Consider the following 24,990-nt stretch of genomic DNA (forward strand, 5'->3'; position numbering starts at 1 on the left):
GCGCGCTTTTTCTTGCAGTACAGCAGGGACCATCTGGTAGGGGCGACCCTTGTGGTCGCCCGCTGGTCAGTCCTTGCACTGTGTTTCACATTTTCTTGTATGCCTGCTATAGAGCATGGAGATGAGCATACCGGGCAGGGCAAAGCCCATAATGTCATACTGCGGAAGGGAGAACAGCCCCACCAACAGCAGACTTCCGGTCAGAACAAAGAGAAGAGTACAGGCGGGGCGCACAGTGTGCGCCCCCTACTGTGCGGCATCGAAAACGATGTAGGGGGCGGACATGCCCGCCCCGCGTTCCCGCAAAGGGGCGTTACGCCCCCGTCCAGCCCATGCCGTGGGCGATCACGTCCCGGGTCTCCAGCAGCACCGGGCGCAGGGCCGAAAGACGCTCGTCGCTCATGCGGGTGAGGGGGGCGCTGATGGAGAGGGCCGCGCACACCTGGCCGCTGTAATCCCGGATGGCAGCCGCGATGCACCGCACCCCCAGCTCGTTCTCCTCGTCGTCCACCGCCACGCCGCTGGCCCGCACCTGGGCCAGCTCCCCCATCAGGGCCGGCAGGGTCAGAATGGTGCGGGGGGTGTAGGACTGGATCTGGCTCTCGTTCCAGACGCGGGAGACGTCCTCGTCGGACATGCAGGCCAAAATGGCCTTGCCGCCGCCGGTGCAGTACATGGGGCGGTGCATCCCGATGCGGGAGAACATCCGGATGCCCGGGGCGTCGGCCTCCACCTTGTGGACGTAGACGATCTCCGCCCCCTCGGGCACCAGCAGATGGACCGTCTCCTCCACCTGCCGGCTCAGTTCCTCCATGGGACGCCGGGCCACCTGCACCAGGTCCAGATTCTCCACCACCTGCCCGGTGAGGGCGTAGAGCCGGGTGGTCATCCGATAGCGGCCGGTATCCCCGTCCTGGGCGGCGTAGCCCCGGTGGACCAGCGCCTGGAGCATCCGGTGTACCGTGCTCTTGTGCAGGCCGGTGGCCGCTGTCAGCTCGTGGAGCGCCAGACCGTCCCGCGCCCCGCATAGGGTCTCCATTACGTCAAACGCCCGGTCCAGCGCCTGTACGGGTCCCTTTTCTTCCATGCCATATCCCTCCGTGCGTTTTATAATATAAAACTATGTTTTAATTTTATACGAAATCCATAAAAATAGCAAGGAATTTTTGGCGGCGCATTGCAGAAAAATCCCTTGCAATTTTTTGCAAAAAGCATATAATAAAGTCAGTTCAAGAATTTATAAAACACGGTTCCGTATTATGAAACAGCAGCCGGAGCCGAATATAAATTTGGAGGTAATTGGTATGCAGGATCTCAACCAGCGCATCTCCCAGATCGGCGTCGTGCCGGTCATTAAGCTCAACAACCCCGAGCGGGACGCGGCCAATCTGGCCAAGGCTCTGTGCGCGGGCGGCGTGCCCGTGGCGGAGGTCACCTTCCGTGCCGCCGGCGCTGCCAAGGCCATGAAGATCATGAAGGATACCTGCCCCGAGATGATGGTGGGCGCCGGTACCGTCCTCACCACCGCCCAGGTGGACGAGGCTCTGGAGGCGGGCGCTGAGTTCATCGTCACCCCCGGCCTGGATCCCGAGATCGTCACCTACTGCCAGTCCAAGGGCGTGGCCGTCTACCCCGGCTGCACCACCGCCACCGACTATCACACCGCCTACAAGCTGGGCCTGGAGCTCATCAAGTTCTTCCCCGCCGAGCAGTCCGGCGGCATCGCCAAGATCAAGGCCCTGAGCGCCCCCTTCGCCATGTTCAAGGTCATGCCCACCGGCGGCATCTCCCTGAAAAACCTGGGCGACTACCTGAAAGTGCCCGTCATCGCCGCCTGCGGCGGTTCCTACATGGTCACCGCCGACCTGATCGACGGCCAGAAGTGGGATGAGATCACCGACCTGTGCAAGAAGTCTGTTGAAATCGTGAAGGAGGTCCGCGGCAATGGCTAAGATTGTTACCTTTGGTGAGCTGATGATCCGGCTCCAGCCCTACAACTACGAGCGTTTCGTCCAGGCCGATCACCTGGAGTTCTCCTTCGGCGGCGGCGAGGCCAACGTGGCCGTCTCCCTGGCTAACTACGGCATGGACGCCTCCTTCGTCACCAAGCTGCCCGCCCACGCCATCGGCCAGGCGGCGGTCAACTCCCTGCGCCGCTTCGGCGTGGATACCAGCAAGATCACCCGCGGCGGCGATCGCGTGGGCATCTACTTCAACGAGAAGGGTGCCTCTCAGCGCGGCTCCGTGTGCATCTATGACCGGGCCCACTCCGCCATCCAGGAGGCCTCCACTTCCGACTTCGACTGGGACGCCATCTTTGAGGGCGCCGACTGGTTCCACTTCACCGGCATCACCCCCGCCCTGGGCCCCAACGTGGTGGACATCTGCCGCGAGGCCTGCCAGGCTGCCAAGAAGCACAACGTGAAGATCTCCTGCGACCTGAACTACCGCGGCAAGCTGTGGACCCGCGAGCAGGCCCGGGAGGCCATGACCGATCTCTGCCACTACGTGGACGTGTGCATCTCCAACGAGGAGGACGCCAAGGACGTGTTCGGCATCGAGGCCGAGGCCACCGATATCTACGCCGGCGAGATCAACCGCGAGGGCTACAAGTCCGTGGCCAAGCAGCTGGCCGACAAGTTCGGCTTTGAGAAGGTGGCCATCACCCTGCGCGAGTCCCACTCCGCCTTCGACAACGGCTGGAGCGCCATGCTGTACGACGTGGCTTCCGGTGAGTTCTGCTTCTCCAAGAAGTATGACCTGCACATCATCGACCGCGTGGGCGGCGGCGACTCCTTCGGCGGCGGCCTGATTTACTCCCTGCTCTCCGGCAAGTCCACTCAGGACGCCGTGGAGTTCGCCGTGGCTGCTTCCGCCCTGAAGCACTCCATCGAGGGCGACTACAACATGGTCACCGTATCCGAGGTGGAGAAGCTGGCCGGCGGCGACGGTTCCGGCCGCATCCAGCGCTAATCATTTTGTTATTCCTCTCCTGTTATATTGTGTTACCTTATGTGAGGCCGATCCCCGCCGTCCCTTCGGACGGCGGGGATCGGTCTTTTTGCGTGCTGTCCTCGCGGCCGGAAATTTGTTGCCGAACCCGCCGGACCACTGTGGGACAATAGACCCATCCCAACCACAACCGGACAGAAAGGAGAAGCACCATGAAACAGAATACAGCCCTTCCTGTGCGGCAGGACCCGGGCGACGCCGAACTCATCCAGTACATCAAGTCCTACATGTTCATCAAGGGCTTTGCCGTGGGGAAATCCCTCAAGCAGACCATGGTGGCCCTCTCCCTGGCCCGGCAGCTCCACGACGGGCAGCACCGCAAGGACGGCACCCCCTATATCGCCCACCCCCTGAAGGTGTGCTCCACCCTCATCAGCTACGGCATCGACGACGACGTCACCCTGGCCGCCGCCCTCCTGCACGACGTGCTGGAGGACTGCGGGGACCGCCTTCCCCTGGGGGGCAGGGAGCTGGTGCTCCAGTACCACCTGGACCAGGAAATTTTGGACTTGCTGTCTCTGCTGACCAAGGAGTCCGGCCTGGACGACCATGAGCTGGCCGTTTACTTCGGGCGAATCCAGGCAAACCCCAAGGCCGCTCTCATCAAGCTCAGCGACCGCCTCCACAACAGCAGCACCCTCTACACCTTCACCTTCCAGCGGATGCGCAAGTACCTCCGGGAGACCGCCCGCTTCCTCCTGCCCATGGCCTCTTACTGCAAGAGATACTATCCCGACTACGCCAACGCCTTCGGCATCCTGAAAAGCGGCATCGACAGCATGAACCGCAGCATGAGCGTCATGCTGGATAAGATCGAGGCTATGGCGGTATGCCAGGGGAAAAACTGAAATTTTTACACAATTACGCCGAATATGCGGGGGTTCTGTCTTGCAATGGGGGAAAGAATCGTGTAAGATATTTCCTGCAAGCAGATGCGGAGAGACGGTCGGAATGGTACAGATATAGCGCGCCAGGGGCAATACTCTGAACTCCGGGGGCGTAGTGTGCGCCGGCTTGCGGAACATTCAGCAATGAGGGACATCATGCTTATGCGATGGAATAAGCGGGATGTCCCTTTCTTTCATGGAGGTCTGCGGTTATGTTGGGACAGTATGAGACAAGGATATCAAAGGGGAATTTGAGCCAGATCCTTCACCGGAATATGACGCCGGCGGAAATGATTCAGTTTTTGGAGAAAGGCGCCGTTTACCGCTCCTTTCTCGACGTGCTGCGGGCGGTATACCCCCAAAGCGACCTGGCCGACCGGCTGCTGGCCGGCCTCATGGACATCGCCGGCGACTGCGAGAAAAAAGAGGCGGACGCACTGCGCAAAAACGTGTCCAACTGGCTCAAGGGGAACAGTATGCCCCAAAACCGGGAGCAGCTGTTTAAGATTTGCTTTGCTCTGGGCCTGAGCGAGGCCGCCGCCAACAAGGTGCTGTCCAGCGCCGCGGAGACCGGCATCCATTACCGCAATCCCAGGGAGCTGGTCTACGCCTTCGCCCTGCGGACGGGGATGACCTATCAGGCGGCGGCGGCGCTGGACCGGGAGCTGTCGGCAGTCTACGGCCCGGCGGTGGAGCAGGCGGAGGCCCGGCGGGCGGAGCAGTGGAAGGGAAAGCAAAGCCGGGCCGGCCAGGAGTCCGGCGCGGGGGAGACGGGGGACGAGGAGCCCCATTTCTTTACCCAGCAGGTGCTCCGCCGCTTTGAGACGGTGACCACCGCGGAGGAGCTGCGCCTCTTTTTCGCCGAGCACAGCGCCGACCTGGGGACCATCCACGAAAGCGCCTATGAAAAATTCCGCAAGCTCCTTTCCGTCCTTCAGGAGCCGGAGGATATGGTCCTCTCCCAGAGCGGAGGCGGGGAGAGCTACTCCCTGGACCGCATCGCCGAGGAATATTTTCGCATGAACGTCCCCCAGGGCCGGGCCACCAAGCAGTACGGCTATCTCCAAAAGACCATGAAGAAAAACTGGCCCGGCGCCACCGAGCTCAACAAGATGAAAAACCGGAAAATCGACGTGAGCCGCAAGGCGCTGCTGCTCCTCTTCCTCATCACCGAGGATTTCCTCTTTTCGGAGGACCTCCAATACAGCGACAAAGACTCCGAGGACGCCGCCTGGTACATCCCGGAGGAGGACGAGTCCCCCAGAGACCGGCTGGAGGTGGTGCTCAGCAAGATCAACCTCTTTTTGGAGATCTATGGTATGAACCAGCTGGACCCGGGCAACCCCTTTGATTGTCTCTTCCTGTACGCCTTGGCGGCGGCCTACGACGATGCCTTTTTGAGCGACGCCTTCAGCGCGGCGCTGAAGGCACTCTTCCCCACAGGAGAGGAGGCATCCGCCGACTGATATTGGATTGGGAGGAACTATGACCGCACATCGACAAGCCCGCGCCGCCGGCAGTATCCTGACTCTGGGCGGCATTCCCTACCGGCTGGACGCCGTGGAGGGCTGGGGCAGCAGCGCCATCGTCTACCAGGCGTCCTACCCCGACAGCCTTAACGCCCAGGCCCGCCACCATGTATTCATCAAGGAGCTCTTTCCCCTGGGCAAGGGGGGCATTTACCGGGACCGGGAGGGGAACATCCGCTGCGACCCGGAGGAGGCCGACCGGATGGAGCTCTACCGCCAGCGGTTTTTTCAGGGCAATCAGGCCAATCTGGACCTGCTCAGCCGGGCGCCCCAGGGCGCTTCGGGCAACCTGAATTCCTATGAGGCGTACGGTACCTATTATTCGGTGCTGGCCGTCCACGGCGGGAAAAACCTCAAGGACCTTCTGGACCACAAGGGGACCTTTTCCCTGCGGGAGGCGGCGGTCATCCTGGAAAAGGTGCTGGACGCCCTGGAGCTCTTTCACCAAAACGACCTGCTCCATCTGGACATCAGCCCGGACAATATCCTTCTGCTCCCGCAGCAGGCCCTGCTCATCGATTATAACAGCGTGTGGGATACCCGCTGTACCGATTTCAGCGACTTTTCCTTCAGCCAGAAGGAGGGCTATACCGCGCCGGAGGTGCGCCTTCAAAACACGGCGGAGATCGGCTATGCCACCGACCTCTACTCCTGCTGCGCGGTGTTTTTCCACCTGCTGGCCGGCCGGCGGCTGAAAGAGGAGGAGACGGTGGGGAGCGGAATGCCCCAGCGTCTCTCCGCCGCGCTGGCAAAGCCCCTGAAAGAGGTCCCCGCCACGGCCGCCGCAAAGAGCATACAGCTTTTGTGCCGGGGGCTCCACACCCTGAGCCGCAAGCGCTATCCCTCCGTCCGGGCCATGCGGGAGGACCTGGAGGAGCTGGTGCGGCGTATCGACGGAAAAGGGATCACCCACAGCGCCCTGTGGGAGAGCAGCCGGGGGGCGTGGATGCGCCGCAAGGGAAAGGAGTCCCCCTATCTGGACCAGATGGTCCGGGGACCGGAGGGAGACATGGACCGGCCGGCCCTGGCCGCGGCCCTGAGCCGGGGGGACTGCTGCCTGCTGACCGGTCCGGGCGGCATGGGCAAGAGCCGGCTGCTGGAGGAGCTTTGGCGGTCCGGGACGGCGGTTTACCGCCCCGACCGGCCGGTTTTCTGGTATCTGGCCCTCAAGGACTACCAGGAGAGCGGCGGCGCTTCCGGCTTTCTCCGTCAGTCCATCCTCAACGGCCTGCGCTTCTCCCCCCAGCAGCCCACCTATCAGGACGCCCTCCATCAGCTGGAGGAGCTCTTTGACCGGGTGGGACCGGGGGGGCAGGTGTCGGTGGTGGTGCTGTTGGACGGACTCAACGAGGCCGGTCCCCGGCAGGAGCCCCTTTTGCAGGAGATCGAGGGCCTGAGCAAACGACCCGGCGTGGGGGTGGTAGTCACCCACCGCTCGGACGGCGTGCGGGATTACGGCCTGTCCGGCTTCCGGCCCCTTACCCTCCTTCCCCTGCGCCGGGAGCAGGTGGACCGCCAGCTGGAGGATGCGGGACAAACCGCCCCGGAGGACGAGGCTTTACGTACCCTCCTGACCAATCCCATGATGCTCTTTCTCTATCTGGAGGCCCAGAGCGCCGGTCCGGACCAGCCGGAGAGCAAGCCCCCAACCTCCATGGAGGAGCTGGTGGCCCGCTATCTGGAACAGCTGGGCCAGCGGGCCGCCAGAGCCGACGCCGGCAGCCGGGAAAAGCAGCTTTGCAGCCGCTACATCCTCCACCACCTCCTGCCGGACATCGCCGCCGAAATGGCCCGGCAAAAAAAGACCCTCCTCACCTTTGGGCGTCTGTGCGCCATCGCCGACAAGAGCTACCGCAACCTGCGCAGCGCCTCCTTCGGCGCCGCCTTCCCCGCCTACCGGGGCAAATCCCGCCTCATGCTGGCCGGCATCCACGGTCCGGCGGAGTGGTATGATCTGGCCGTCCGGGAGCAGCTTATCGACCGCTTTGCCCTCCTCACCGAGACCGCCGGGGGCCATTACGGCCTGCGGCACGATAATTTCCAGGAGGTGCTGGCCAGGGAGGCCAGAGACAACCGCCGGCGGTTCCGCCTGGGTCTGTGGCGCGCCTGGCGGGTGAGAGGCGCGGCGATCCTGGCGGCGGCGGCGCTGACAGTGGGCGGCGGCGCGGCGCTGGCGGGGCGTCTGGTCCCCGGCGCGCTGACTGGCCAGGTCTCCTACAACCAGGAGGAAGCGGCCCTTATTTATGACGCCCTCACCTGCCTAAACGGCAATCTGGGCAAGTGGAGCAGCCAGGTTTCCGCCCAACAGGCCATTCTGGAGCAGGCCGCCATCAGCGACGTTCTGGACAATCAGGACAGCCGGGCCAGAGCGGACCTGGCCGGCTTCATCGACCATAAGCGGCAGCAGCTGGACGCCTTTTACGCCGCGCCGCTGGATGACGGGCTGCGGCAGGCGCTGGAACCGCTGGAAGAGAAAAAGGACCTTTTCTCCATTGCGGATCTGGAGCGCCTGTGCCGCTGCCCGACGGAGATGGAGACGGTATCCGACGCCGCCCTGGACTGGCTGCGGCAGAGCCTGTGTGAGCCGGACAGCATCTATGACAGCCGGGACAAGCGGGAACGCCTTGTTTATGCCTACCAGACCTATCTGGAGGCGGAGGTCCGCTATGTGTCCTACCTGTTGGCGGAGCTGCTGGCCCAGATGACCCAGGAGCAGCAGGAGCAGGTGACCCAGACCCTCACCTACCTGGAGGCATTTGGGGACTTCTACGACGGACCGGGCAGTGTGGACCCGGCGCGGCTCCCGGACGGCGCCAAGCAGGCCTATGAGACCCTGAAAACCGCCCGGCTGGAAATGGCCAGCCAGGGCTATCCCATCCAATGGCCGGAGGAATGACGGCCGGAAAAGGAAAAGGAAGATGAATATGAAAAAAAACACCATGAGAGGTACGGCGGCGTTGCTGCTGCTCCTGTTTTTGGCGGGCTGTGCCGCCGATCAGCCCGCGACCGGGAACCAGACGGAGTCCGGAAAACGCTGGAACATCTCGGAGGATTTTGAACGGGTGACCCAGGATTTCAGCCGGCACTACGGCTCGTATGATGAGGATGGGTTCCGGTACGACCAGGCGCTGGCGGCCGTGGGAGATTATCTGGAGGGTACGGGCGACCGGCAGACGGCGGAGACCGCGCTGCAGGATACCATAGACGCCTATCAGCAGTCTATAGACCAGATCCAGCCCTTTTCCGCCGATGAGGCGCTGACACGGAGCCTCCAGGCCTGCGGCATTTCCGTGGAGGAGTATGAGATGTTCGTCAACAGCCGGGCGCAAAACATCGACTCCAATCAAACCAGTCTCATTACGCTGCTCTATCTCATTCAGATTATGGACGTGGACCCCGAGGCGAGTACGGACCTGGCCTTTCTGTACGAACTCGACACGGCGGAACAGGAGTGTATGCGGGGCTATTACTATTACGGCTCCCTCAACTACTGGTTTGCCGGTGCCCGGGAGGAGGAGCTGGATTACCTTCAGACGGAGATAATCCCCAACTTCCGCTCCTATATCATAGAAAACGACCTGTGGTACGACGACAGAGAGGCGGTGGAGGACAGAGTCGCGGATTATCTGGACCAGCTGCTGGACATTGGGCTCCAAATGGCCCAGCATGTGGGCCAGGCCCAGGCCGACCTCTATGAGATGGAGCAGGACTATCAGCAGGTGCTGGACGATGAGGCGCTGTTGGAGCGGCTTCTGGAGATCAGCCAGCGGCTGGAAGAGCTGAGCGAAGAGATTGCCCAAACCAACGATGGTGAGCGCCTGGCCGAGTTGGAAGTGGAGTTTTACCGGCTGGTGGCGGAATACGAGGCGCTGACCGGCGAAAAGATCGAATAAAGCGCGGCAAAAAAGCCCGATGCGGAATGGGAGTATTCCACATCGGGCTTTTCTGTGTCCAAGGGACGGCGCAGGGGCGGAAATAGTCTGCGGGTCGCCGCCCGCTTCCCTGCTACAATAAGGACACCAAAACGAATACGGAATGTTGGAGGTGGATGATGTTGGAGCAGCAGCGGGCACGCCAACCAGGCGAGACAATGGCCCTGTGCGGCAGGACATACAAAGTGGAAGAAGTCGTGGATTCTGACGGAATGTATATGAACTATCGCGTATCCTTTCCACAGCTCAAGCCCCAATGGGAGAGCGTGGTATATGAGCTCTATCCCAAGGGAATGGGGGAGCACATCCGCCGGGGCGCGGACGGCGCGCTCTTTTGCGACGATGTGGGAAAAATGGAAATGCAGGCGTACGTTTTGCCCTTTTGGAAGGGATTTCAGGCCCAGGCGGACGCGCTGGCCGGGATGCTTTCCAGCCGGGAGGGAGGGATCGGTTATGTCTCGACCCACGGCGGCCATTATATCCTGCGTGTGTCGCCCAGAGGAACGCCGCTGAGCCGCCGACTGAGCGGGAGTCCCCTTTCCTTTGAAGCGCTCATGGGGATCGCGGCGGGTCTGCTGGACGGACTGGAGCATTACCACCAGCGTGGGCTCCTTCACCTGGATATTTGCCCCCAGACCGTACGGCTTCTGGAGGGCTGCGGCGTACTGCTGGAACACCGTGGATATGGCTTGTGGCTTTCCCAGATGCCGGGGGCTTTTCCGCTGGCCGGTACCCCGGGTTATGCTCCGCCGGAGGTGCAGCTCAGAAATTACAGCCAGATTGATCAGACCTCCGATCTGTACGCCGTATGCGCCGTGCTCTTCCGGCTGCTGGTGGGCAGACCCCTGGGGGAGGAGGAGCTGCTGGGCAGCGGATTGCGCCGGGCCTTTTCCCCGGAGCTGGCGGCCTTTTACCATATTCCCTCCAAAACCATGGATCACATGGCGCGCATTCTGCGCAAGGGGCTTCATACTCTGCCCCGCAAGCGTTATCAATCGGTGGAGGAGCTGCGGCTGGAGTTGCTGGCGGCTACCCGACATGTGCTGTCCCAGGACCCCGTTTCCCGCAGACCGCCGGAGGGGCGGGCGCGATTCGTCTGAGGACCGGCGCCGGCGGGATTTACAGCGTCGGAAAGGATTGGAACGTCAGGAGGGAGCATTATGTTTTGGCAGCGCAAGAGGGAAACGGCGGGCCGTATGCTGGCCGACGCCCAACGGCTGCTGGCGGCAGGACGGGAGGCGGAGGCCGCCGGCCTTTACCGGGAGGCGTGGGCGCGCTGGGGAGACCTGACCGCCGTTTACAATCTGGGGACCCTTTACGCCCAGGGACGGGGGGTTCCTCAGGACTTTATACAGGCCGCCTGCTGCTATGGAAAGGCGGAGGAAAGAGGGGATCTTGAGGCGGGCAAGCGGAAGAAAAAATGCCTGCTGGATTTTGCCCACCAGGACCTGGAGAGAAGGACGACCAGGGAAATTTATGAGGCGCTGGACGAATTTCTCCGGCAGACTGATCCGGCGCGGGCCACGAAGCAGCGGCTGTGCGATACCGTCTATGATCTGGCGGCGGACCGGGGCGTGGAGGCGGCAGAAACCGACCGGGACGGTATTTTGAACGCCTACCACCGCAGCCTCAGCGCCGCGAAATTCCGGACCTATATGGGATATCTGGCCGACTGGTGCGCCGCCGGCACCGCGGACGTGGCGCAAAACAGCGAAAAGGCCCAATTTTGGCGGGCAAAGATGTAGCGAAAAAAGCACAGTGGACTTGAACCGAACCAGTAAAACCGGACAATAGACAAGCCCTATGAGCGGAGAGACGTCGCACAAGCGGCGCCTCTCCAGCATTTAGCTGGATGCGCTCGTAATTGTAAAAGTGAAGATAGTGGTCTATCATCTCGTTTGCTTCCAAGAAGGCAGCAGGTTTGCGGCGGTAAATGCACTTCGTTTTGAGGATGGAAAAGAAATTCCTCTTTTTTGCTGTTCATCCTGTCTGCGTGAACCTTCCCGTTCAGGAGATTTTCATACTTGTGCAGCTGCTGTCCCATGTGCTGCCATTTCCTGCGGCGACAGGGACTTTACCTGGAAGGATATCTTGCCGAAGCAGGAAAATAGCAGAACGATCCGCCCTGCAGTAAAAGTCAAAGGGCTTGCCGTCCGCAATACACAGACGGCAAGCCCTTTCGGCTGCGCAAGCAAGGTTTTCCATGGGGAACTTCACGGGCAAACGGCCGTATAAAAACCCCCGCTTCTCTCGGTCTCAAAGCACGGTCACAAATGAAACGGCAGGGCTGATGGCTCCGGCCAACACAAACACGACCCCGCCAATCCTTGTGTGAAGTATATAGAAATCGGATGGCGCCCCGCCAGTAGCATGCTTCCAGCCCTCTGTGATATCATAAAAAAGATGCGGCTTGAAAATCATGACAAGGCCAATTGCAATCAGGACAAGACCAATGACAAGGCTCATTCTGCCGCCTCGCTTTCTTCGCGTCGATTTCTTACTTGGAAAGCTGGACTACCGTCTCGATTTGTTCTTCGTTGTCCAAACTGACACTCATATCTTCCTCAATGATAGGCAGCTTAAATTTAATGGATTTCAACCACTGCCCATTGGGCTGACGCTCCGGGTAAATCTGAATCTCAGAGATCAGCATCTCCATCAACTGACGCCGCTCCACATCGTTCATCACGCCATACAGCTTCTCAAAGTAAATCAGCACTTTATAGATATTGTCGCCGGTCAGCTTTTCTGCTTCAATGGCCTGCTTTTTAGCTCTGGCAGCAATCAGCGACGATTCTGTATCTTCAATCTTATCATACATCCTGTAAAGGCGGTCATCAAGATCAGCCTTGCGCCGCACATAGTGCCGGTCATCCGGGTCGAGAGAATCAATCTCCTCCGCCAGCTTTGCTTTGACGGAATAATGCTGGCGCAGCTGCTTCTCGTAATTGGCAATCTCCTGGTCAATGGCAGCAGTATCCACCTTCATGTTGATTTTTTCCTGCATCATGGCAGCAAACTTCGGATTGCTCACTAGCTTTACAATGACTTCTGCTACAGCATCGTCCAGCAGTTCTTCCCGAATCTGTTTTTTATAGTCACATTTATGCCCGCGTATCATGGTACGGTGCTTGCAGCCGTAGTAGTAAAAATCCTTATACTTGGTGCCGTCCGCTTTGTGCTTGATGCTTTTGTTCCCATACATTCCTGCTCCGCAGACAGGGCACTTTACAATGCCGGAAAGAAGATGTACATGCTCGTCCTTCCCGCGGTTGACGTGTTCATACTTTTTTGCTTGTGCCAGCAGCTTCACCTGCGCCGCTTGCCAGACTTCTTCTGAAACAATCGCTTCATGCTGCCCGTCTGCAAGCAAATAGTTGTCCTGCTCCACCAGTTTATATTCGTTTCTTGTGCCACGAACTTTTTCCGTCTTGCGTCGGCCATAGGCGATTTTCCCGCAGTACACCGGATTTTTCAAAATCAAGCGAATCAAATGTGCGTCAAACAGAGGATTCTTCCCATTCTGCCGGGGGATTTTGCGGATGCCATGGTTCTCCAGATATTTAGCGATTCCGTTTGCACCAATATCCGTATGTACATACTGGTCATAGATGACGCGGATCGCCTCCGCTTCTTCCTCGTTGATAATCAGTTTCCCATCCACCAGCTGATACCCATAGGGGGCAAAGCCACCGTTCCAGCGGCCCTCCCTTGCTTTTTGGATACGGCCCTCCATGGTTTGGACACGGATATTTTCGCGCTCAATCTCCGCCACAGCAGACAGGACGGAGATCATCAATTTGCCCGCGTCTTTGGAAGAATCAATGCCGTCCTCCACACATACCAGATTGACGCCAAAATCCTGCATGACCTGAAGGGAAGAAAGCACGTCCGCCGCATTTCTGCCGAAGCGGGACAATTTGAATACCAGAACATAGGACACGCCGTCTTTTCCGGATTTGATGTCCTCCATCATCTGGCTGAATTGCGCCCGGCCTTCAATGGATTTTCCAGACTTTCCCGCGTCCTCATATTCACCGACGATCTCATAATCGTTATAGTCTGCGTAGGCTTTCATTTTGGCTTTCTGTGCATCCAGCGAATAGCCATCCACCTGCATAGCGGTGGAGACTCTGGTATAGGTGTAAACTTTTATCTTCTCTTTCTGCATCTTAATCTTCCTCATGTGGTGCCAATCGAAAAATTGGATTGGCTATTTTAACTTGGATTAGAAGTATCATCCTGCTTTTCCGCTTCCGACTTGGCCGTTTTTCCCAGTTGCTTAATGGTCTTTAGATATTCTTCCTCCACAGGGGAAAGAGTTTGTGCCTGATAGCGTTTATATTCTGCTTTCGCTTTTTCCATCGCCTGTGCATGACTGATTTTCCCTGCATGGGTCAATACTTCTTCCCCAGTCGCCCGAAGAATGTTATCCAGCTGCTCCACATAATCACTCATATACATGGGCCGGTGACGAATGGCCTGCACCTCGGCAAAGTCGAAATAACCGGATACCATTTGATTCAGAACCCGCAGTTCTTCCTCCGTCAGATAATTCTTGGCAATCCCAATATCTTTTGCCGTGGGAAAATCCCCGGAAAAGGTGGTAAGCCCCATAAATGGCTTATCCGCATCGGCCCGCTCATAGATCACTTCCGCAGCCGTATGTCCATGCGCTGCATAATGAAGCTTGTTCTGCACCATTTTGAAAAACGCAACAGATTCCGCACTTCTGGGGTTATAGTCCACGCTGGTGGCGTACAAGTCCAACACTTGACGATACATGACTTTTTCCGAAGAACGAATGTCCCGAATCCGTTCCAGCAGTTCGCGCCAATAGTTGCCACCGCCCAAATTTTTTAGGCGCTCATCGTCCATCGTGAAGCCCTTGATCATATATTCTTTTAGGCGCTCAGTGGCCCACCGGCGAAACTGGGTGGCAATCAAAGATTTTACTCTGTACCCCAAAGAAATGATCATGTCCAGATTATAGAAAGGCAGCTCTCTGGTTACTTGCCGGTTGCCCTCCATTCGAACCTGTCGGAATTTCCGACAGGTTGAAGTCTCATCCAGTTCGCCTTCTTCATAGATGTGGCCGATATGCTCCACAATGTTGCTTCTGGACGTATGGAACAGTTCCGCCATCTGCTGCTGTGTCAGCCAAACGGTTTCGTCCACAAACCGGCATTCTACCTTTGTAAGTCCATCTTCCGCCTGATAAATTACAATCTCACCCTGGCCCTGATTTGGTCTCATTTTATCTTCCGCCATTTGTTCACGCTCCCATCTGATTCCGTTTTTATGTTCCAAGAGGACAGGGAGTAGACCCATCCTCTTGTTTGGACACTTATATCACGTTTATTATATCATGCAGCAATTTTGCTTTCAACTGCTTCCGCATTGAACTCAGAGTCTTTTTTATTTGCTGCGCTATCCTGATTATCAAACGATACTGCCGGTGCGGGCAAGTTCTCAACATCCAATTCCGAAACATACTTTTCAATCAGGTTGGCCAGCAGGTCTGCAAAACCGCTCCACTCATCGATCATAGGCATTTTCCCTTTCTTTTTTATGAGGCTGTTTGTAAAAATCCAATACTTCCGGCGGTATCTGCTCCAAAATCGACACGGCACTGTCATAGTCGCGCCGTAGCTTGAGGTCTTCGATCTGCTTTAGGGTGCTGACCTTCTGCGCCGATGCAAGAGATTCTTCCAGTTCGGCATTTTTCGTTTTCAGCTTTTTGTTTTCGGATGCTGTTTTCGTGAAGGCTACGCCATATTTCCGCAGCAGCGTGTCCATCTTCTCCACGCTGGGAATATAGGTATCCAGAATCTTGCAGATTTCCTCCGCCCGGCTTTTGGCGTTAAAGGGATTGATTCCAGTGAGCAGATCCTCCAGTTTGCTTTTCTGTTTGGTCAATCTGGTCATCTCCTTAAATACGCGGGGCGGGATATGGTCGCGCCCGGTCAGGCTGGCGCTTTCGCCGCGCTCTAAATCCGGGAACTTCTTGACCACGTGTTTCCAAAACTCATCCTGCCACCATGTCAGCTTCTTTTTGTTGCCCATAATGTCTTTGGCGCTAAGCCTGCCGTCCTCAGTCAGGGGGACAAAACAAAGGTGCATATGAGGCGTTTTCTCGTCCATATGCACCACAGCAGATATGATTGTCTCTTTGGATTGATGCTGTTCCAGAAAGTGCAGGGCTTCCTCGAAAAACACGCGAATCTCTGCCCGTTTCTTCCCCTTGAAGAGCTCCGGGCTGGCAGTGAATAACGTCTCGATCATACGGATACTGTCTTTCCGGGTACGGCATCCGGCAGCGGCAATCTGTCGCTCTGACTCTGCCCGATACTTGCCGGGCGGTTTGACCAGATGGAAGTTGTACTTGCTACGACTGGTGTCCACATCGGGATTGCTGGCGTATTTCTCCTTTGTGCGCTCGTTATGGGCCTCGATATTGCCGATTTCAGGCCCCTTGTATTTTGCAAATCGCATAATCGCATATTGTGCTTTTTCCATGCTCAATCCCTCCGTTTCTGCCAGGCAATGTTATAACCCAGCACCTCAGCCAGTTCTACGGCCTCCCGATACCGCAGGGATTCCCGCTGCAATTTCCCGGAAAAATTGGATACGCTGTCGCTCCACCCATATTCATCGTGTAGTTGGTCAACGACTTCCTGCATGGTGTAACCGGCGCGGATGATCTGCGCTTTGATTTCGTTTCGGATACTTGACTTCATAAAATATTCCTCCATTTTCGCAAGTGACACCCTTAGCATTTACCTCCTGTTTTTGGGCGTAAAAAAAGGGGCTCAACTTTTCAGTCAAGCCCCCGTGGGAAGTTCCTCCTTTCTCCGCCAAGATACAAAAATACCGCCCGTAGTCTCGTTTGGGCGGTACTTTTTGTAAGATTGGCAGTCCATTATTAAGTTTTTTATTATGTTCCCTTTGTACACCGTTGCAAGGGTTTCCACCGAGACATGTCTGGACTTTGTATATATGGTCGTTTTGTTCAAGATCCCTATCCCGGTGTTTCGATTAACCCTGCGTACCACTTCCCTTATGCTGTCGTAGCAATAACTTCCTCTCAGCGTGCCGACACAGCCCGTCCGGTATGCTCATAATACACAAGAACCGCAGTTCCATTTCCTGTCTGGCTCATCATCGTATAGTCATCTGCTGATATTTCCACACGGGTCCTTAATCCCTGAGAATCCGTCCCCATCAGATAATAATGATGCGAAAAAATGCTGGTATGCGCTTGTGTTTCACTTACTTCTATATCTGTCAGCGTGACCGTCTTCGTACCCGACGCCAGATCAGCGGCAAAATCCTTCGTAAACCACATGCAGACTGCCGCACAGAAAACCGCGATGATCACTCCTGCTGTTTTGTTACTTTTTTCCCCTGTTTTCCAGTTATGTATGACCCGCACGACCACATAGATGCACACGATCCATATGACGGATATATTGCAGAATTCATCCAGTAACACCAGCTCTCCTGTCTTAGGCAGAAGCAGACCGGCAACTATGACCGCCAGTACAAGAACACAGAGAATGATCTCATATTTTGTTATTTTTCTTCTCACTTTGCTCATGATTCGGTTCCTTCCATTAGACTTACAAGATCATTTCTCCATGAAAATTCCTTTGCATAATCAATGCATGCTTTCCCAAAATTGTCTTTTTCATAGATATTTGAACCGTGATCTATTAAATATTGATATACCGGCATAGCCGTCTCTGTCGGCAGCTTTACAACAGTAATCGCATAATTAAGTGGAATTGCCCCATATTTGTCTTTGGCGTTTATGTCCACCCCAGCCTCAACCAGCAGCTGAGTTACTTTTAATATGTACTGTGGATCGGGCCTCATAACCGAAAAGTAAAATATATGCAGTGCATTTCTTTGATCTTTTGGACTTTTAAAGTTAACATCCGCCCCCTCAGATATTAAAAATCGAATCATCTTTATTTTTTCGTCTGTGTTGTGGTCATTGACAAACAGTAACTGAAACAAACTTAATCCTGTATACTTATGGAATAGATTCGGATCACCTGTATAAAACTTCCGGAAGTCCGAATAAGTTGCGTCTCTTACCGCATCAAAAATGTCTGTAATCCTCATAAATCTCACTCCTAAAATCACTCAATCTTGCTCAATAACTTTATCGTCCGTTTCCTGCAAATATCTTTCTGTATCGAAATGTGATTCAAGAATGTTTTTCAAGAATTCAGTTTCTACAACTCTGTCATTCTCATACAGTACAATTTCCGCTCCTTTTTTCTGTAACTCATCAATCAGTTCATTCATATGCTGCAGTCCGTCTATGTTATCCAGACTGCATATATCAATATAGCCATTATTACTTAAGCATTCTTTTATTTCCATAAGGGAACGATTCAGCATTTTTCTGATCAAGGGAATATATTTCTTTTCATTCCCATCTTTAATAACTTTAAACTTTATTTCACTCATGATGTATTCTCCCGGTCTTTTTTCCACTGTTGCATCTTCTTTCTCGTTTTCTCATTCCACCATGCTTTTTCGTCAACCTTTTTCAAATATGACGGCATTCTCTCGATACATTTCTTCCGCAATTCTCCTGCATCTTCTATAAGGTCTGCAAGAACTCTGCTCTCTTTCCTGGGTTCTTTTTCTTTCAGATATTCTGTGTAAATTACCCTGAATATACTGCTGAGTTCATCTGCCTTTTTCCTGTCTGTGCGTCCCGGGAAAATATGATAACAGGACCAGAGATATGCGTTAAGTTCCCGGATCTTCTGAACACTGACCTGAACTCCAAGGTCAATTTTTACCATATCACCGGTCGCATAAAGGAATATCAACGGTGTTGTGTCCCGATTCATTACACTGTAAGTTACGTCAGCCCCTCCTAAGATCACAAGTTCTTTCGGAACATATCTTCCATTAATCCGGAGCCAGTGCACACTTTCAGCAAAGTCTGTCCACCGCATTGATTCTGTCTTCAACTCAGTGATCGTCTCAAAATTTTCTTGTTCGATCAGCTCCTCCTGCTCTTCTTTTGTAAACCGCCTGTTCAGAGCGGGCAGACTCTGGTATGTTGTTCTATAATATCGGAGCAGGCGCGGCAGCGTCAGGACTGCGCCCGCCAATGCAAGAACACACGCTGCCAGCGACGGAATATTCTCCGGGCGCGCCAGTATCCCGGCGAAGCCTGCGAGCGCCAGCATTCCCCATACACACAGGGCAAGGTTTTTCTTAATGGGGTATCCTCTCCGCCATTCTGTTTTTCTCAACTGTTTCATTATTTTTCCTCTGTCAGCTTCGCGATTTTATCTATCTCAAAAAGTACAGGACTTTGATAATCCGTCGTTTCGTCAGCAAAGCACCGCGCTATGCTGTTCCAGTGGATATCCGGGAGTTCATTAACATTATCGCAGGATATGATCTGCTGCATAACGTCGTATATTTTTTTGATTATTCCCGAATACTGTAACTGCATACTATAATCGGAACAGAGTATCTGTATGACTTTTTCACAATGCTGTTTTATCTCTTCCATGTGCTTTGGCGAACCTCATCTAACCACTTCATAAAAATCTCGCTTGAATCTATCCCCGTCTTTGCGGAACAGATACTTTCATACTTATATTCCGTGTCTATTTTACCGCTTTTACAGTCATAGATTATTTTTAATTCTGTGGGGACAGGTTTTCCGTAATGTATGCATATTTGTCTTATCTTCTCCAGATCTGATTCTCCAAGATCCAGAAAATCCCATATCGCGTCCGGATCGGCAGCTATATTATTTGTTGTTTTAATCTGACCGTCAATGTTGAAAAATGCATTGAAAGAAATACTGCTTTCTTCGATGGAGCCATAAGCATAAACCTTATCTGCCCTGTTGCCCGCGAATTCGACGCATAGTGCAACAATCCGCGACTGGGCCTCCATAAATTCATCTTCAAATACTCTGTCCATAGCCTCCTCCTTTGAAACAATACTTATTTTCCCCTAACTTCCGCTGTATTCTCCTGACAGGAGCATATCCCTCACTTCATCGTACTCGTCCGGCAGCGCCTGCGACAACAAGCCGGACGCTTCTACACGGAAGACCGTTCCGTCATCATATAATACAGCCAGCACCATATGCTGGGGATCTGTGATTTCCTCTTCACCCGTTCCGGATTCCCAGTCAAAAACACCATACTTGTCTAACGCCTCAACAATCTGCTGTCCATCCGCATAATATCCGCCCTGTACCTGGTGGAGATCATCAAAAAGATACGCATCCGACGTTCGATATCTTTTACTGTCCAACAGATCATAGTATACACATTCTGTACTTGTGTTCTTATTTTCCATAAAAGCGACAGCATATACATTTTCCGTAAAGTCAGATGTGCGTTCTTCTATGCCGTCTTCAAGGAGATAACTTACATCATACATGCCGAATTTGCGTTCCGGTTCGTATTCTTCCAGGAGCAAAGGTATGTTGAGCGTATCCACATCTTCTGTCGTGATGTCAAAATCCTCAATAAACTGTTCCAGATCAACTTTGCTGTACTGTTCTTTTGTAAGTCCTGCCGCCCGGATCAGTTCTTCCGGAGTGATCAGCCTCTGTTCCGAATACGTCTCTTCCCCGGTTTCTGTCACATAGATACCCGGTTTCTGATCCAGACTCCAGAGAAATTCATCCTTGTTAAAAGTTTCTTCCGTAGTGATCTCTATCGCAGTAAGCCCTTCTTTATCCGGTTCTTCTCTGTAAAAAGGAATATAAATATATGCGATTTCATATTGTGCTTCATCTGTAATAACCGAATAGTGCCCTCTCAATTCCCGCCATGTTATTTTTCCGTGTTCACTTTTTTCATGGGAACTTGCATTTCCTTTCCAGCTTTTGCATTCGCCCTGAAAAAACTCTATGAATTCTTCCGCCTGTTCCGTTAAGTTTAACGTACTTTCCCCGGCATACTGCGAAAATAATCCCGTCAGCGCTTTTGCATCTTCCTTCTCTGCGCACCCGATAATGTTTTCTATCATTTCATCCGCCAATTCTTCATCAGAACGATATGCATTGGATGATCCCCGCTTGAAAACGATGCATCCGCTCAAACTGCATACAAGGGCGCAGCATACGATAAGCAGTAATACCTTCCTCATAAATTCTCTTCCTTTCAGCTAATATACGGTCACTTTCCCGCTCCCGGATATCGCGCACTCCGCCTCTTCGGTATAGATATCTTCCCGGAGCTTATCCTCATAATCAGATCTGCCAATCTGTTTCCACGCTTCAGACTCTGCCATGCGCAGATAGATCCCAGCCGGCACGCCCTGACAGTTCTCCGTCAGCCAGTCCGGTACGGCTTCCAAAAATGTCTCGTACTGGCCTGAACATAGGGCCTCATCCATAAAAATATACGTCACAGCGGAAACCTCCTTTAAAAACGATTCTCCATCCGCCGCACCGTTTCCTCCATCCTTAATTTCCGTGTATATCTTTATCCCTTCGGAAGGCAGATACTGCTCCGCAAATATGCGGACCTGCTCTTCGTAGGAAGGGCGCTTCAGAATTTCTCCGTAATCATCTTCATACCGGTACAGGCCGTTTTCATAGGTACGGTACACTGTCACGACATCCGATTCACCGCCCTGTTCCGGATACACCTTTAGGTGTTCCTGCTCGACGGCGTCTCCCGGCGCGTAGGATATATAATGAAACTGCTGCTCATATTTCCCTTCGATCCAGTCCAGCATCTGCACGACAGATGTAACGACCCCTTTCTGTGTATCGGTCAGTCCCTCATAAGGCCCGGTAAGGCCTGTCATGTCCATAACCTCTTCCTGTCTGGCACCAAGCCATGCGCCGCCGTCATAGCTGGCCTTCCATTCGCCGGGCCCGAAGGTGATGCTCCCGTCCGGAAATGTGCCTTCACCGACAGTCAGCCCCGTATGGCAGTTCACGATCTTTGCGCTGACACTCCAGTTTGGATCCCCTGTTTCCATGATTCCGGTCAGGACATCCGATGTCGTGATCGTCAACAGCATCTTTGCCTGTAGAATACCGTCGATATTCTCGTCGATATGATATATGAAACGGCTGTGATCGGTATCCGCCTCTACATAATAGCCCTGTTCGTCTTTCTCCATATCTTCCAGCACATCGTCAATGGACCCGGCGTACATCTCTATAAGTTCTTCTTTCTGCGTCGGCGTCACTTCCAGAATTAGATCATCCCCGTCACGCCTTACATCGGTACAGTAATCTTCAAAAGCCTCCATGTTGTCCTCGATATCTGTATTGGCAAACTTAAATATCGAGGCAGGTATGGTAATCTTCTCTGTCATCTCCGGCAATGTTTTTCCGGCATCCGGGTCCTGGACCTGATCTGCTGCCGGAGCGCCCGCACAGGCGCTGCAGACGAGTACCGAAGCAGCTGTTACCGCTGCGAGCACTGTTTTATATAGCTTGTCCATCCTCTCACTCCTCTGAAAACACATTTCTATGCTGATAATAATACCATATTCAAGCTGTAAAAGTTACCGTTTTTATAGATTTTTTCATCTCAGATCTGCTAAGAACGGCAACACCCCAGGCAGTCAGGGTATCTGTGCGCAATGTATCTCCACTCTCTGTCCTGACAACTGTTCTTCCATGATTAGTACGAGTGCTCCACCGCCTTCTTCTGACTAGTATCCGGTCACTACTGCCGTGATCTCATATTCATATACTCTGCCTTCGACGTCTGTATATGTCACGCTGCTTCCCTCATTCTCCATGCCAATATCGACAAACTGCGGCGCCGCTTTAGAGTCTGAGATCACAAACTACGGATTTTCTATTTCTACATATCCGGGTATATAGATAAGAATACCATAAAATTATGAAAAATTTTACTGCTGGTACAGATTACGGCGCAGCAGCCTGTGCTGTGATTCCATGTATTGTTTTTAGATTCCTGCCTCCTATACTTTTTTCATATTTATTGTATAGGATGGGCATTCTGCGCCGGGAAATTACAAATACGCACTTTGAGAAGCTATATATAATAATGTAAGCACACGAGCAGCGAGCAGCGAGCAGCAAGCAATGCCTGTGTTAATACACACAGGCCGCGGGACGGAAAATCCCCCCAGGGATTTCCGTCCCGCTATGCTTGTTGAGGGCATCGCCCCCAAGCCCCCTTGAACGCAGATTTTCAATCTGCGGCTGCGCGTTCTGCGAACGCTTTTGACCATAGCCAGCTCACCGCTGGCCGTGGTCTTTTTCTTTTTCGGCGTCGTGCTCTGCCTCCATGTTCAGGATGCGATCCACGTTGGCTTTGGCCGCCAAAAGCTCCCGCATTTCCTCGCGGGAATGGCGGTACTCGGCGTAGTTTTTCTTCTTTTCCTCCAGCAGCTTGGCGTACTCCGCCTGCAACTCCTTCATCTTGGGCAGCTTCTTCACGCCCAGATTGTCAAAGGAATCCTTGGCGGCCCGGTGAAGCAGGATTTCCGACTCGTGCTCCTGCCGGAATTTTGCGGAGTAACCGGCCTTCCGGTAGGCAACATAGACCTCGCGGGTCTTAGCATAATTGACAATGTGGGTGCGCAGTACGGCGATCTCCGCCATGCGCTTCTCCGCTGCCTTGATCTGCGCCGACAGCTCGTTGTGATGGGCGGTGGCCGCCGCCGCTTTGTCCGCCAGTTCGGCGTACTCCAGCAGGTTGTGCTCGGTGAGGAAATTCATAGTCCGGGCCATCTGCTTCAGGTTAAATACCTTCGCCCAGCGGACGTACCCCGCGCCCTTTCCGGCCTGTAATTTTGCCTGAATGTCCACCAGCAGATTGACTTTCGGCGGCTCGGCCTGTGCGGTGGTTTTCTTGCGGGGCGTGTGCTCTTTCTGGCCGGAGAGGACCGCCAGAAGATCGTCCAGCGTGTAGCCCGCGCCCAGACTGTCCAGCCGGGCCGCTCTGTCCCAGCCGGGCAACTTCAGCCGGTACGATTTCCCGCGCTTTGATACCTCGCAGCCGTCCTCCCGGAGCAACTGAAACAGCACGTCCAAGTCAGCGGGTTTCTGCGCCAGCGCCTGGTCGATGGCCAGCCGCAGCAGCTCCCGGTGGGAGGGCTTGGCCTGGTCTCCCAGCCACTTGTTGTAGCTTTTCCCATGCGGTTTCGGATTCTCCACAATGGACAGGCCATTCTCGATGCAGATGGTGTCGCTCAGACGGCGGACGGCCCTGGTGCTGCCCCAGAAGTTGCGAAACTTCCGGTCGCAGTCCAGATTCACCGCCGACCAGATGATGTGATTATGAACGTGCGATTTATCTATGTGAGTGCAGACTACAAAGGCGTGTCTGCCTTTGGTGAAGCGTTTGGCAAATTCCACGCCCAGGCGATTGGCCTCCTCCGGGGTGATCTCGCCGGGCTTGAAGGACTGGCGCACATGGTAGGCGATTACATCGTCCGCGCCGCGTATCCGCCCGGTGGCAGCGATATACTGGCGCTTTGCCAGCAGAAATTCTGCATCAGCGGTCCGGCTGTCGCAGCCATAGCCGGTAATGAGCCTGCCGTTGTCCGTCTTTTGCGGGTTTTCCACATAGTCGATGATGTCGCTGACCGCTTTGCTCTCGGTTCGGCCTTTGCCGGTATGCAGCGGCATGATGCGGGTGGTAGCCATAACAAGTTCCTCCTTTCCCGTAAACGAAGAAGATTTTTGCTTTTTTCATGGGGATTGACATATACTTATCCAGCAGAGCCGCAATCTCGGCAGCTCTGCTTTTTGCGTTAAAGGCTCCAATACCGGCCAGTAGTTCCTCCAGCTTGGCTTTTTGTTTGGTCAGGCGGGTCATCTCCTTGAACACTCTGGGCGGGATATGGTCACGTCCGGTCTGGCTGGCGCTTTCCCCACGCTCCAGATCGGGATATTTCCGCACCATATGTTCCCAGAACTTGTCCTGCCACTGGGTCAGCTTTTTCTTGTTTCCCACGATCTCCTTGGCACTGAGCCTGCCATCCGCAGTCAGCGGGACAAAAGAAAGGTGCATATGGGGCGTTTTCTCGTCCATATGCACCACAGCAGATATGATTGTTTTGGAGGCTTGGTTTTGCTGGAGAAAGGTCAGCGCCTCTTGAAAATAGGCTCTGATCTCAGATTTTTTCTTTCCCTGAAAGAACTCCGGTGTGGCAGTTACCAGGGCTTCCACGACTCGAACACTATCTGACCTGGTACGGCAACCGGCTTCTTCGATTTGCCGCTCTGCCTCCACACGATATTTTCGTTCCGGCTCGATAAGATGGAAATTATATTTGCTCCTGCTGATGTCCACATCGGGATTGCTGGCGTATTTCTCTTTGGTGCGCTCGTTGTGGGCTTCAATGTTCCCGATCTCTGGTCCTTTGTACTTGGCAAAGCGGAGAATGGCATACTGCGGCTTGCTCATACTCTGTCCCTCCTTTTCTGCCAGATCAGGTCATAGCCCAGCACGTCGGCCAGCTCCACGACCTCCTTGTAGCGAATAGATTCCCGCTGGAGCTTGGCCGACAGGTTGGAAACACTGTCCGACCAGTCGTATTTCTCATGGAGCAGGTCAACTACCTCTTGCATGGTGTATCCTGCCCGGATGATCTGCGCCTTAATCTCGTTACGTACCGTCATAATCA

27 protein-coding genes are annotated in these 24,990 nt (G+C 54.4%); 9 read left to right on the forward strand and 18 right to left on the reverse strand.

What is annotated here, in order from left to right:
• Positions 1-313: 313 nt before the first annotated feature.
• Entirely contained in the window at positions 314-1,087 is a 774-nt protein-coding gene (locus tag H7U37_RS04585; RefSeq protein WP_204873979.1) for an IclR family transcriptional regulator, read from the reverse strand.
• Positions 1,088-1,304: 217 nt separating this feature from the next.
• Here H7U37_RS04585 and eda point away from each other — a divergent pair, with 217 nt between their 5' ends.
• The 8 genes from eda to H7U37_RS04625 all read left to right on the forward strand — a co-directional run bounded on the left by eda (position 1,305) and on the right by H7U37_RS04625 (position 11,105).
• Entirely contained in the window at positions 1,305-1,952 is a 648-nt protein-coding gene (gene eda / locus H7U37_RS04590) for a bifunctional 4-hydroxy-2-oxoglutarate aldolase/2-dehydro-3-deoxy-phosphogluconate aldolase (RefSeq protein ID WP_204873981.1), read from the forward strand.
• Positions 1,945-2,973 (forward strand): sugar kinase, encoded by a 1,029-nt coding sequence (locus H7U37_RS04595; protein WP_204873983.1) that lies wholly within the window; start codon positions 1,945-1,947, stop codon positions 2,971-2,973. Before eda ends, H7U37_RS04595 begins: the two co-directional genes overlap by 8 nt.
• 191 nt (positions 2,974-3,164) lie before the next feature.
• A complete protein-coding gene (locus H7U37_RS04600; RefSeq protein ID WP_204873984.1) occupies positions 3,165-3,860 on the forward strand; it encodes an HD domain-containing protein in 696 nt (231 codons plus the stop codon).
• A 329-nt stretch (positions 3,861-4,189) separates the two neighbouring features.
• Entirely contained in the window at positions 4,190-5,365 is a 1,176-nt protein-coding gene (locus tag H7U37_RS04605) for a hypothetical protein (protein WP_204873986.1), read from the forward strand.
• 19 nt (positions 5,366-5,384) lie between these two features.
• Positions 5,385-8,324, forward strand: coding sequence for a serine/threonine protein kinase (locus tag H7U37_RS04610; protein WP_204873988.1), 2,940 nt, complete (start codon positions 5,385-5,387; stop codon positions 8,322-8,324).
• A 28-nt stretch (positions 8,325-8,352) separates the two neighbouring features.
• A complete protein-coding gene (locus H7U37_RS04615) occupies positions 8,353-9,321 on the forward strand; it encodes a hypothetical protein (protein WP_204873990.1) in 969 nt (322 codons plus the stop codon).
• A gap of 257 nt (positions 9,322-9,578) precedes the next feature.
• Entirely contained in the window at positions 9,579-10,460 is an 882-nt protein-coding gene (locus H7U37_RS04620; protein ID WP_204873992.1) for a protein kinase domain-containing protein, read from the forward strand.
• Positions 10,461-10,520: 60 nt separating this feature from the next.
• On the forward strand, positions 10,521-11,105 hold the full coding sequence (locus H7U37_RS04625) for an SEL1-like repeat protein (protein WP_204873994.1): 585 nt from the start codon (positions 10,521-10,523) through the stop codon (positions 11,103-11,105).
• Here the strand turns inward: H7U37_RS04625 and H7U37_RS16430 are convergent.
• Positions 10,990-11,268: a hypothetical protein gene (locus H7U37_RS16430; RefSeq protein WP_420875790.1), complete on the reverse strand. Its 279-nt coding sequence runs from the start codon at positions 11,266-11,268 to the stop codon at positions 10,990-10,992. The genes H7U37_RS04625 and H7U37_RS16430 overlap by 116 nt on opposite strands.
• Here H7U37_RS16430 and H7U37_RS04635 point away from each other — a divergent pair.
• Positions 11,242-11,595, forward strand: a complete 354-nt coding sequence (locus H7U37_RS04635) for a hypothetical protein (protein WP_204873995.1) — start codon at positions 11,242-11,244, stop codon at positions 11,593-11,595. The genes H7U37_RS16430 and H7U37_RS04635 overlap by 27 nt on opposite strands.
• Positions 11,596-11,616: 21 nt before the next feature.
• Here the strand turns inward: H7U37_RS04635 and H7U37_RS04640 are convergent, their stop codons facing one another.
• The 16 genes from H7U37_RS04640 to H7U37_RS04715 form a co-directional block, all read right to left on the reverse strand.
• Positions 11,617-11,826, reverse strand: a complete 210-nt coding sequence (locus H7U37_RS04640; RefSeq protein WP_204873996.1) for a DUF6199 family natural product biosynthesis protein — start codon at positions 11,824-11,826, stop codon at positions 11,617-11,619.
• A gap of 31 nt (positions 11,827-11,857) precedes the next feature.
• A complete protein-coding gene (locus H7U37_RS04645) occupies positions 11,858-13,531 on the reverse strand; it encodes a recombinase family protein (RefSeq protein WP_204873997.1) in 1,674 nt (557 codons plus the stop codon).
• A 47-nt stretch (positions 13,532-13,578) separates the two neighbouring features.
• A complete protein-coding gene (locus tag H7U37_RS04650) occupies positions 13,579-14,631 on the reverse strand; it encodes a virulence RhuM family protein (protein ID WP_243414235.1) in 1,053 nt (350 codons plus the stop codon).
• A 95-nt stretch (positions 14,632-14,726) separates the two neighbouring features.
• The gene (locus H7U37_RS04655; protein ID WP_204873998.1) at positions 14,727-14,909 is read right to left on the reverse strand and encodes a hypothetical protein; all 183 of its coding nucleotides are present in this window, start codon (positions 14,907-14,909) and stop codon (positions 14,727-14,729) included.
• Complete coding sequence (gene mobV / locus H7U37_RS04660) at positions 14,899-15,879, reverse strand: MobV family relaxase (RefSeq protein ID WP_204873999.1); 981 nt, start codon at positions 15,877-15,879, stop codon at positions 14,899-14,901. Before mobV (H7U37_RS04660) ends, H7U37_RS04655 begins: the two co-directional genes overlap by 11 nt.
• 2 nt (positions 15,880-15,881) lie before the next feature.
• Positions 15,882-16,100, reverse strand: coding sequence for an LLM class flavin-dependent oxidoreductase (locus tag H7U37_RS04665; protein WP_204874000.1), 219 nt, complete (start codon positions 16,098-16,100; stop codon positions 15,882-15,884).
• Positions 16,101-16,447: 347 nt separating this feature from the next.
• On the reverse strand, positions 16,448-16,960 hold the full coding sequence (locus H7U37_RS04670; RefSeq protein WP_070087484.1) for a hypothetical protein: 513 nt from the start codon (positions 16,958-16,960) through the stop codon (positions 16,448-16,450).
• Positions 16,957-17,490, reverse strand: a complete 534-nt coding sequence (locus tag H7U37_RS04675) for a hypothetical protein (protein WP_087169878.1) — start codon at positions 17,488-17,490, stop codon at positions 16,957-16,959. The genes H7U37_RS04670 and H7U37_RS04675 overlap by 4 nt, the downstream gene beginning before the upstream one ends.
• A 21-nt stretch (positions 17,491-17,511) precedes the next feature.
• Positions 17,512-17,841, reverse strand: coding sequence for a hypothetical protein (locus H7U37_RS04680; protein ID WP_087169879.1), 330 nt, complete (start codon positions 17,839-17,841; stop codon positions 17,512-17,514).
• Positions 17,838-18,653 (reverse strand): hypothetical protein, encoded by an 816-nt coding sequence (locus H7U37_RS04685; RefSeq protein WP_204874002.1) that lies wholly within the window; start codon positions 18,651-18,653, stop codon positions 17,838-17,840. The genes H7U37_RS04680 and H7U37_RS04685 overlap by 4 nt, the downstream gene beginning before the upstream one ends.
• A 244-nt stretch (positions 18,654-18,897) precedes the next feature.
• A complete protein-coding gene (locus tag H7U37_RS04690) occupies positions 18,898-19,329 on the reverse strand; it encodes a hypothetical protein (RefSeq protein ID WP_087169882.1) in 432 nt (143 codons plus the stop codon).
• 33 nt (positions 19,330-19,362) lie between these two features.
• A complete protein-coding gene (locus tag H7U37_RS04695; protein ID WP_204874004.1) occupies positions 19,363-20,511 on the reverse strand; it encodes a DUF5104 domain-containing protein in 1,149 nt (382 codons plus the stop codon).
• Positions 20,512-20,529: 18 nt separating this feature from the next.
• Entirely contained in the window at positions 20,530-21,825 is a 1,296-nt protein-coding gene (locus H7U37_RS04700) for a hypothetical protein (protein WP_204874005.1), read from the reverse strand.
• Positions 21,826-22,594: 769 nt separating this feature from the next.
• A complete protein-coding gene (locus tag H7U37_RS04705; RefSeq protein ID WP_330625507.1) occupies positions 22,595-23,938 on the reverse strand; it encodes a relaxase/mobilization nuclease domain-containing protein in 1,344 nt (447 codons plus the stop codon).
• Positions 23,856-24,770, reverse strand: coding sequence for a MobV family relaxase (mobV, locus tag H7U37_RS04710; protein WP_338049780.1), 915 nt, complete (start codon positions 24,768-24,770; stop codon positions 23,856-23,858). The genes H7U37_RS04705 and mobV (H7U37_RS04710) overlap by 83 nt, the downstream gene beginning before the upstream one ends.
• On the reverse strand, positions 24,767-24,985 hold the full coding sequence (locus H7U37_RS04715; RefSeq protein ID WP_204874009.1) for an LLM class flavin-dependent oxidoreductase: 219 nt from the start codon (positions 24,983-24,985) through the stop codon (positions 24,767-24,769). The genes mobV (H7U37_RS04710) and H7U37_RS04715 overlap by 4 nt, the downstream gene beginning before the upstream one ends.
• Positions 24,986-24,990 lie beyond the last annotated feature (5 nt).

It is taken from the genome of Pseudoflavonifractor phocaeensis, from assembly GCF_016901735.1.
Classification (GTDB): domain Bacteria; phylum Bacillota; class Clostridia; order Oscillospirales; family Oscillospiraceae; genus Pseudoflavonifractor_A.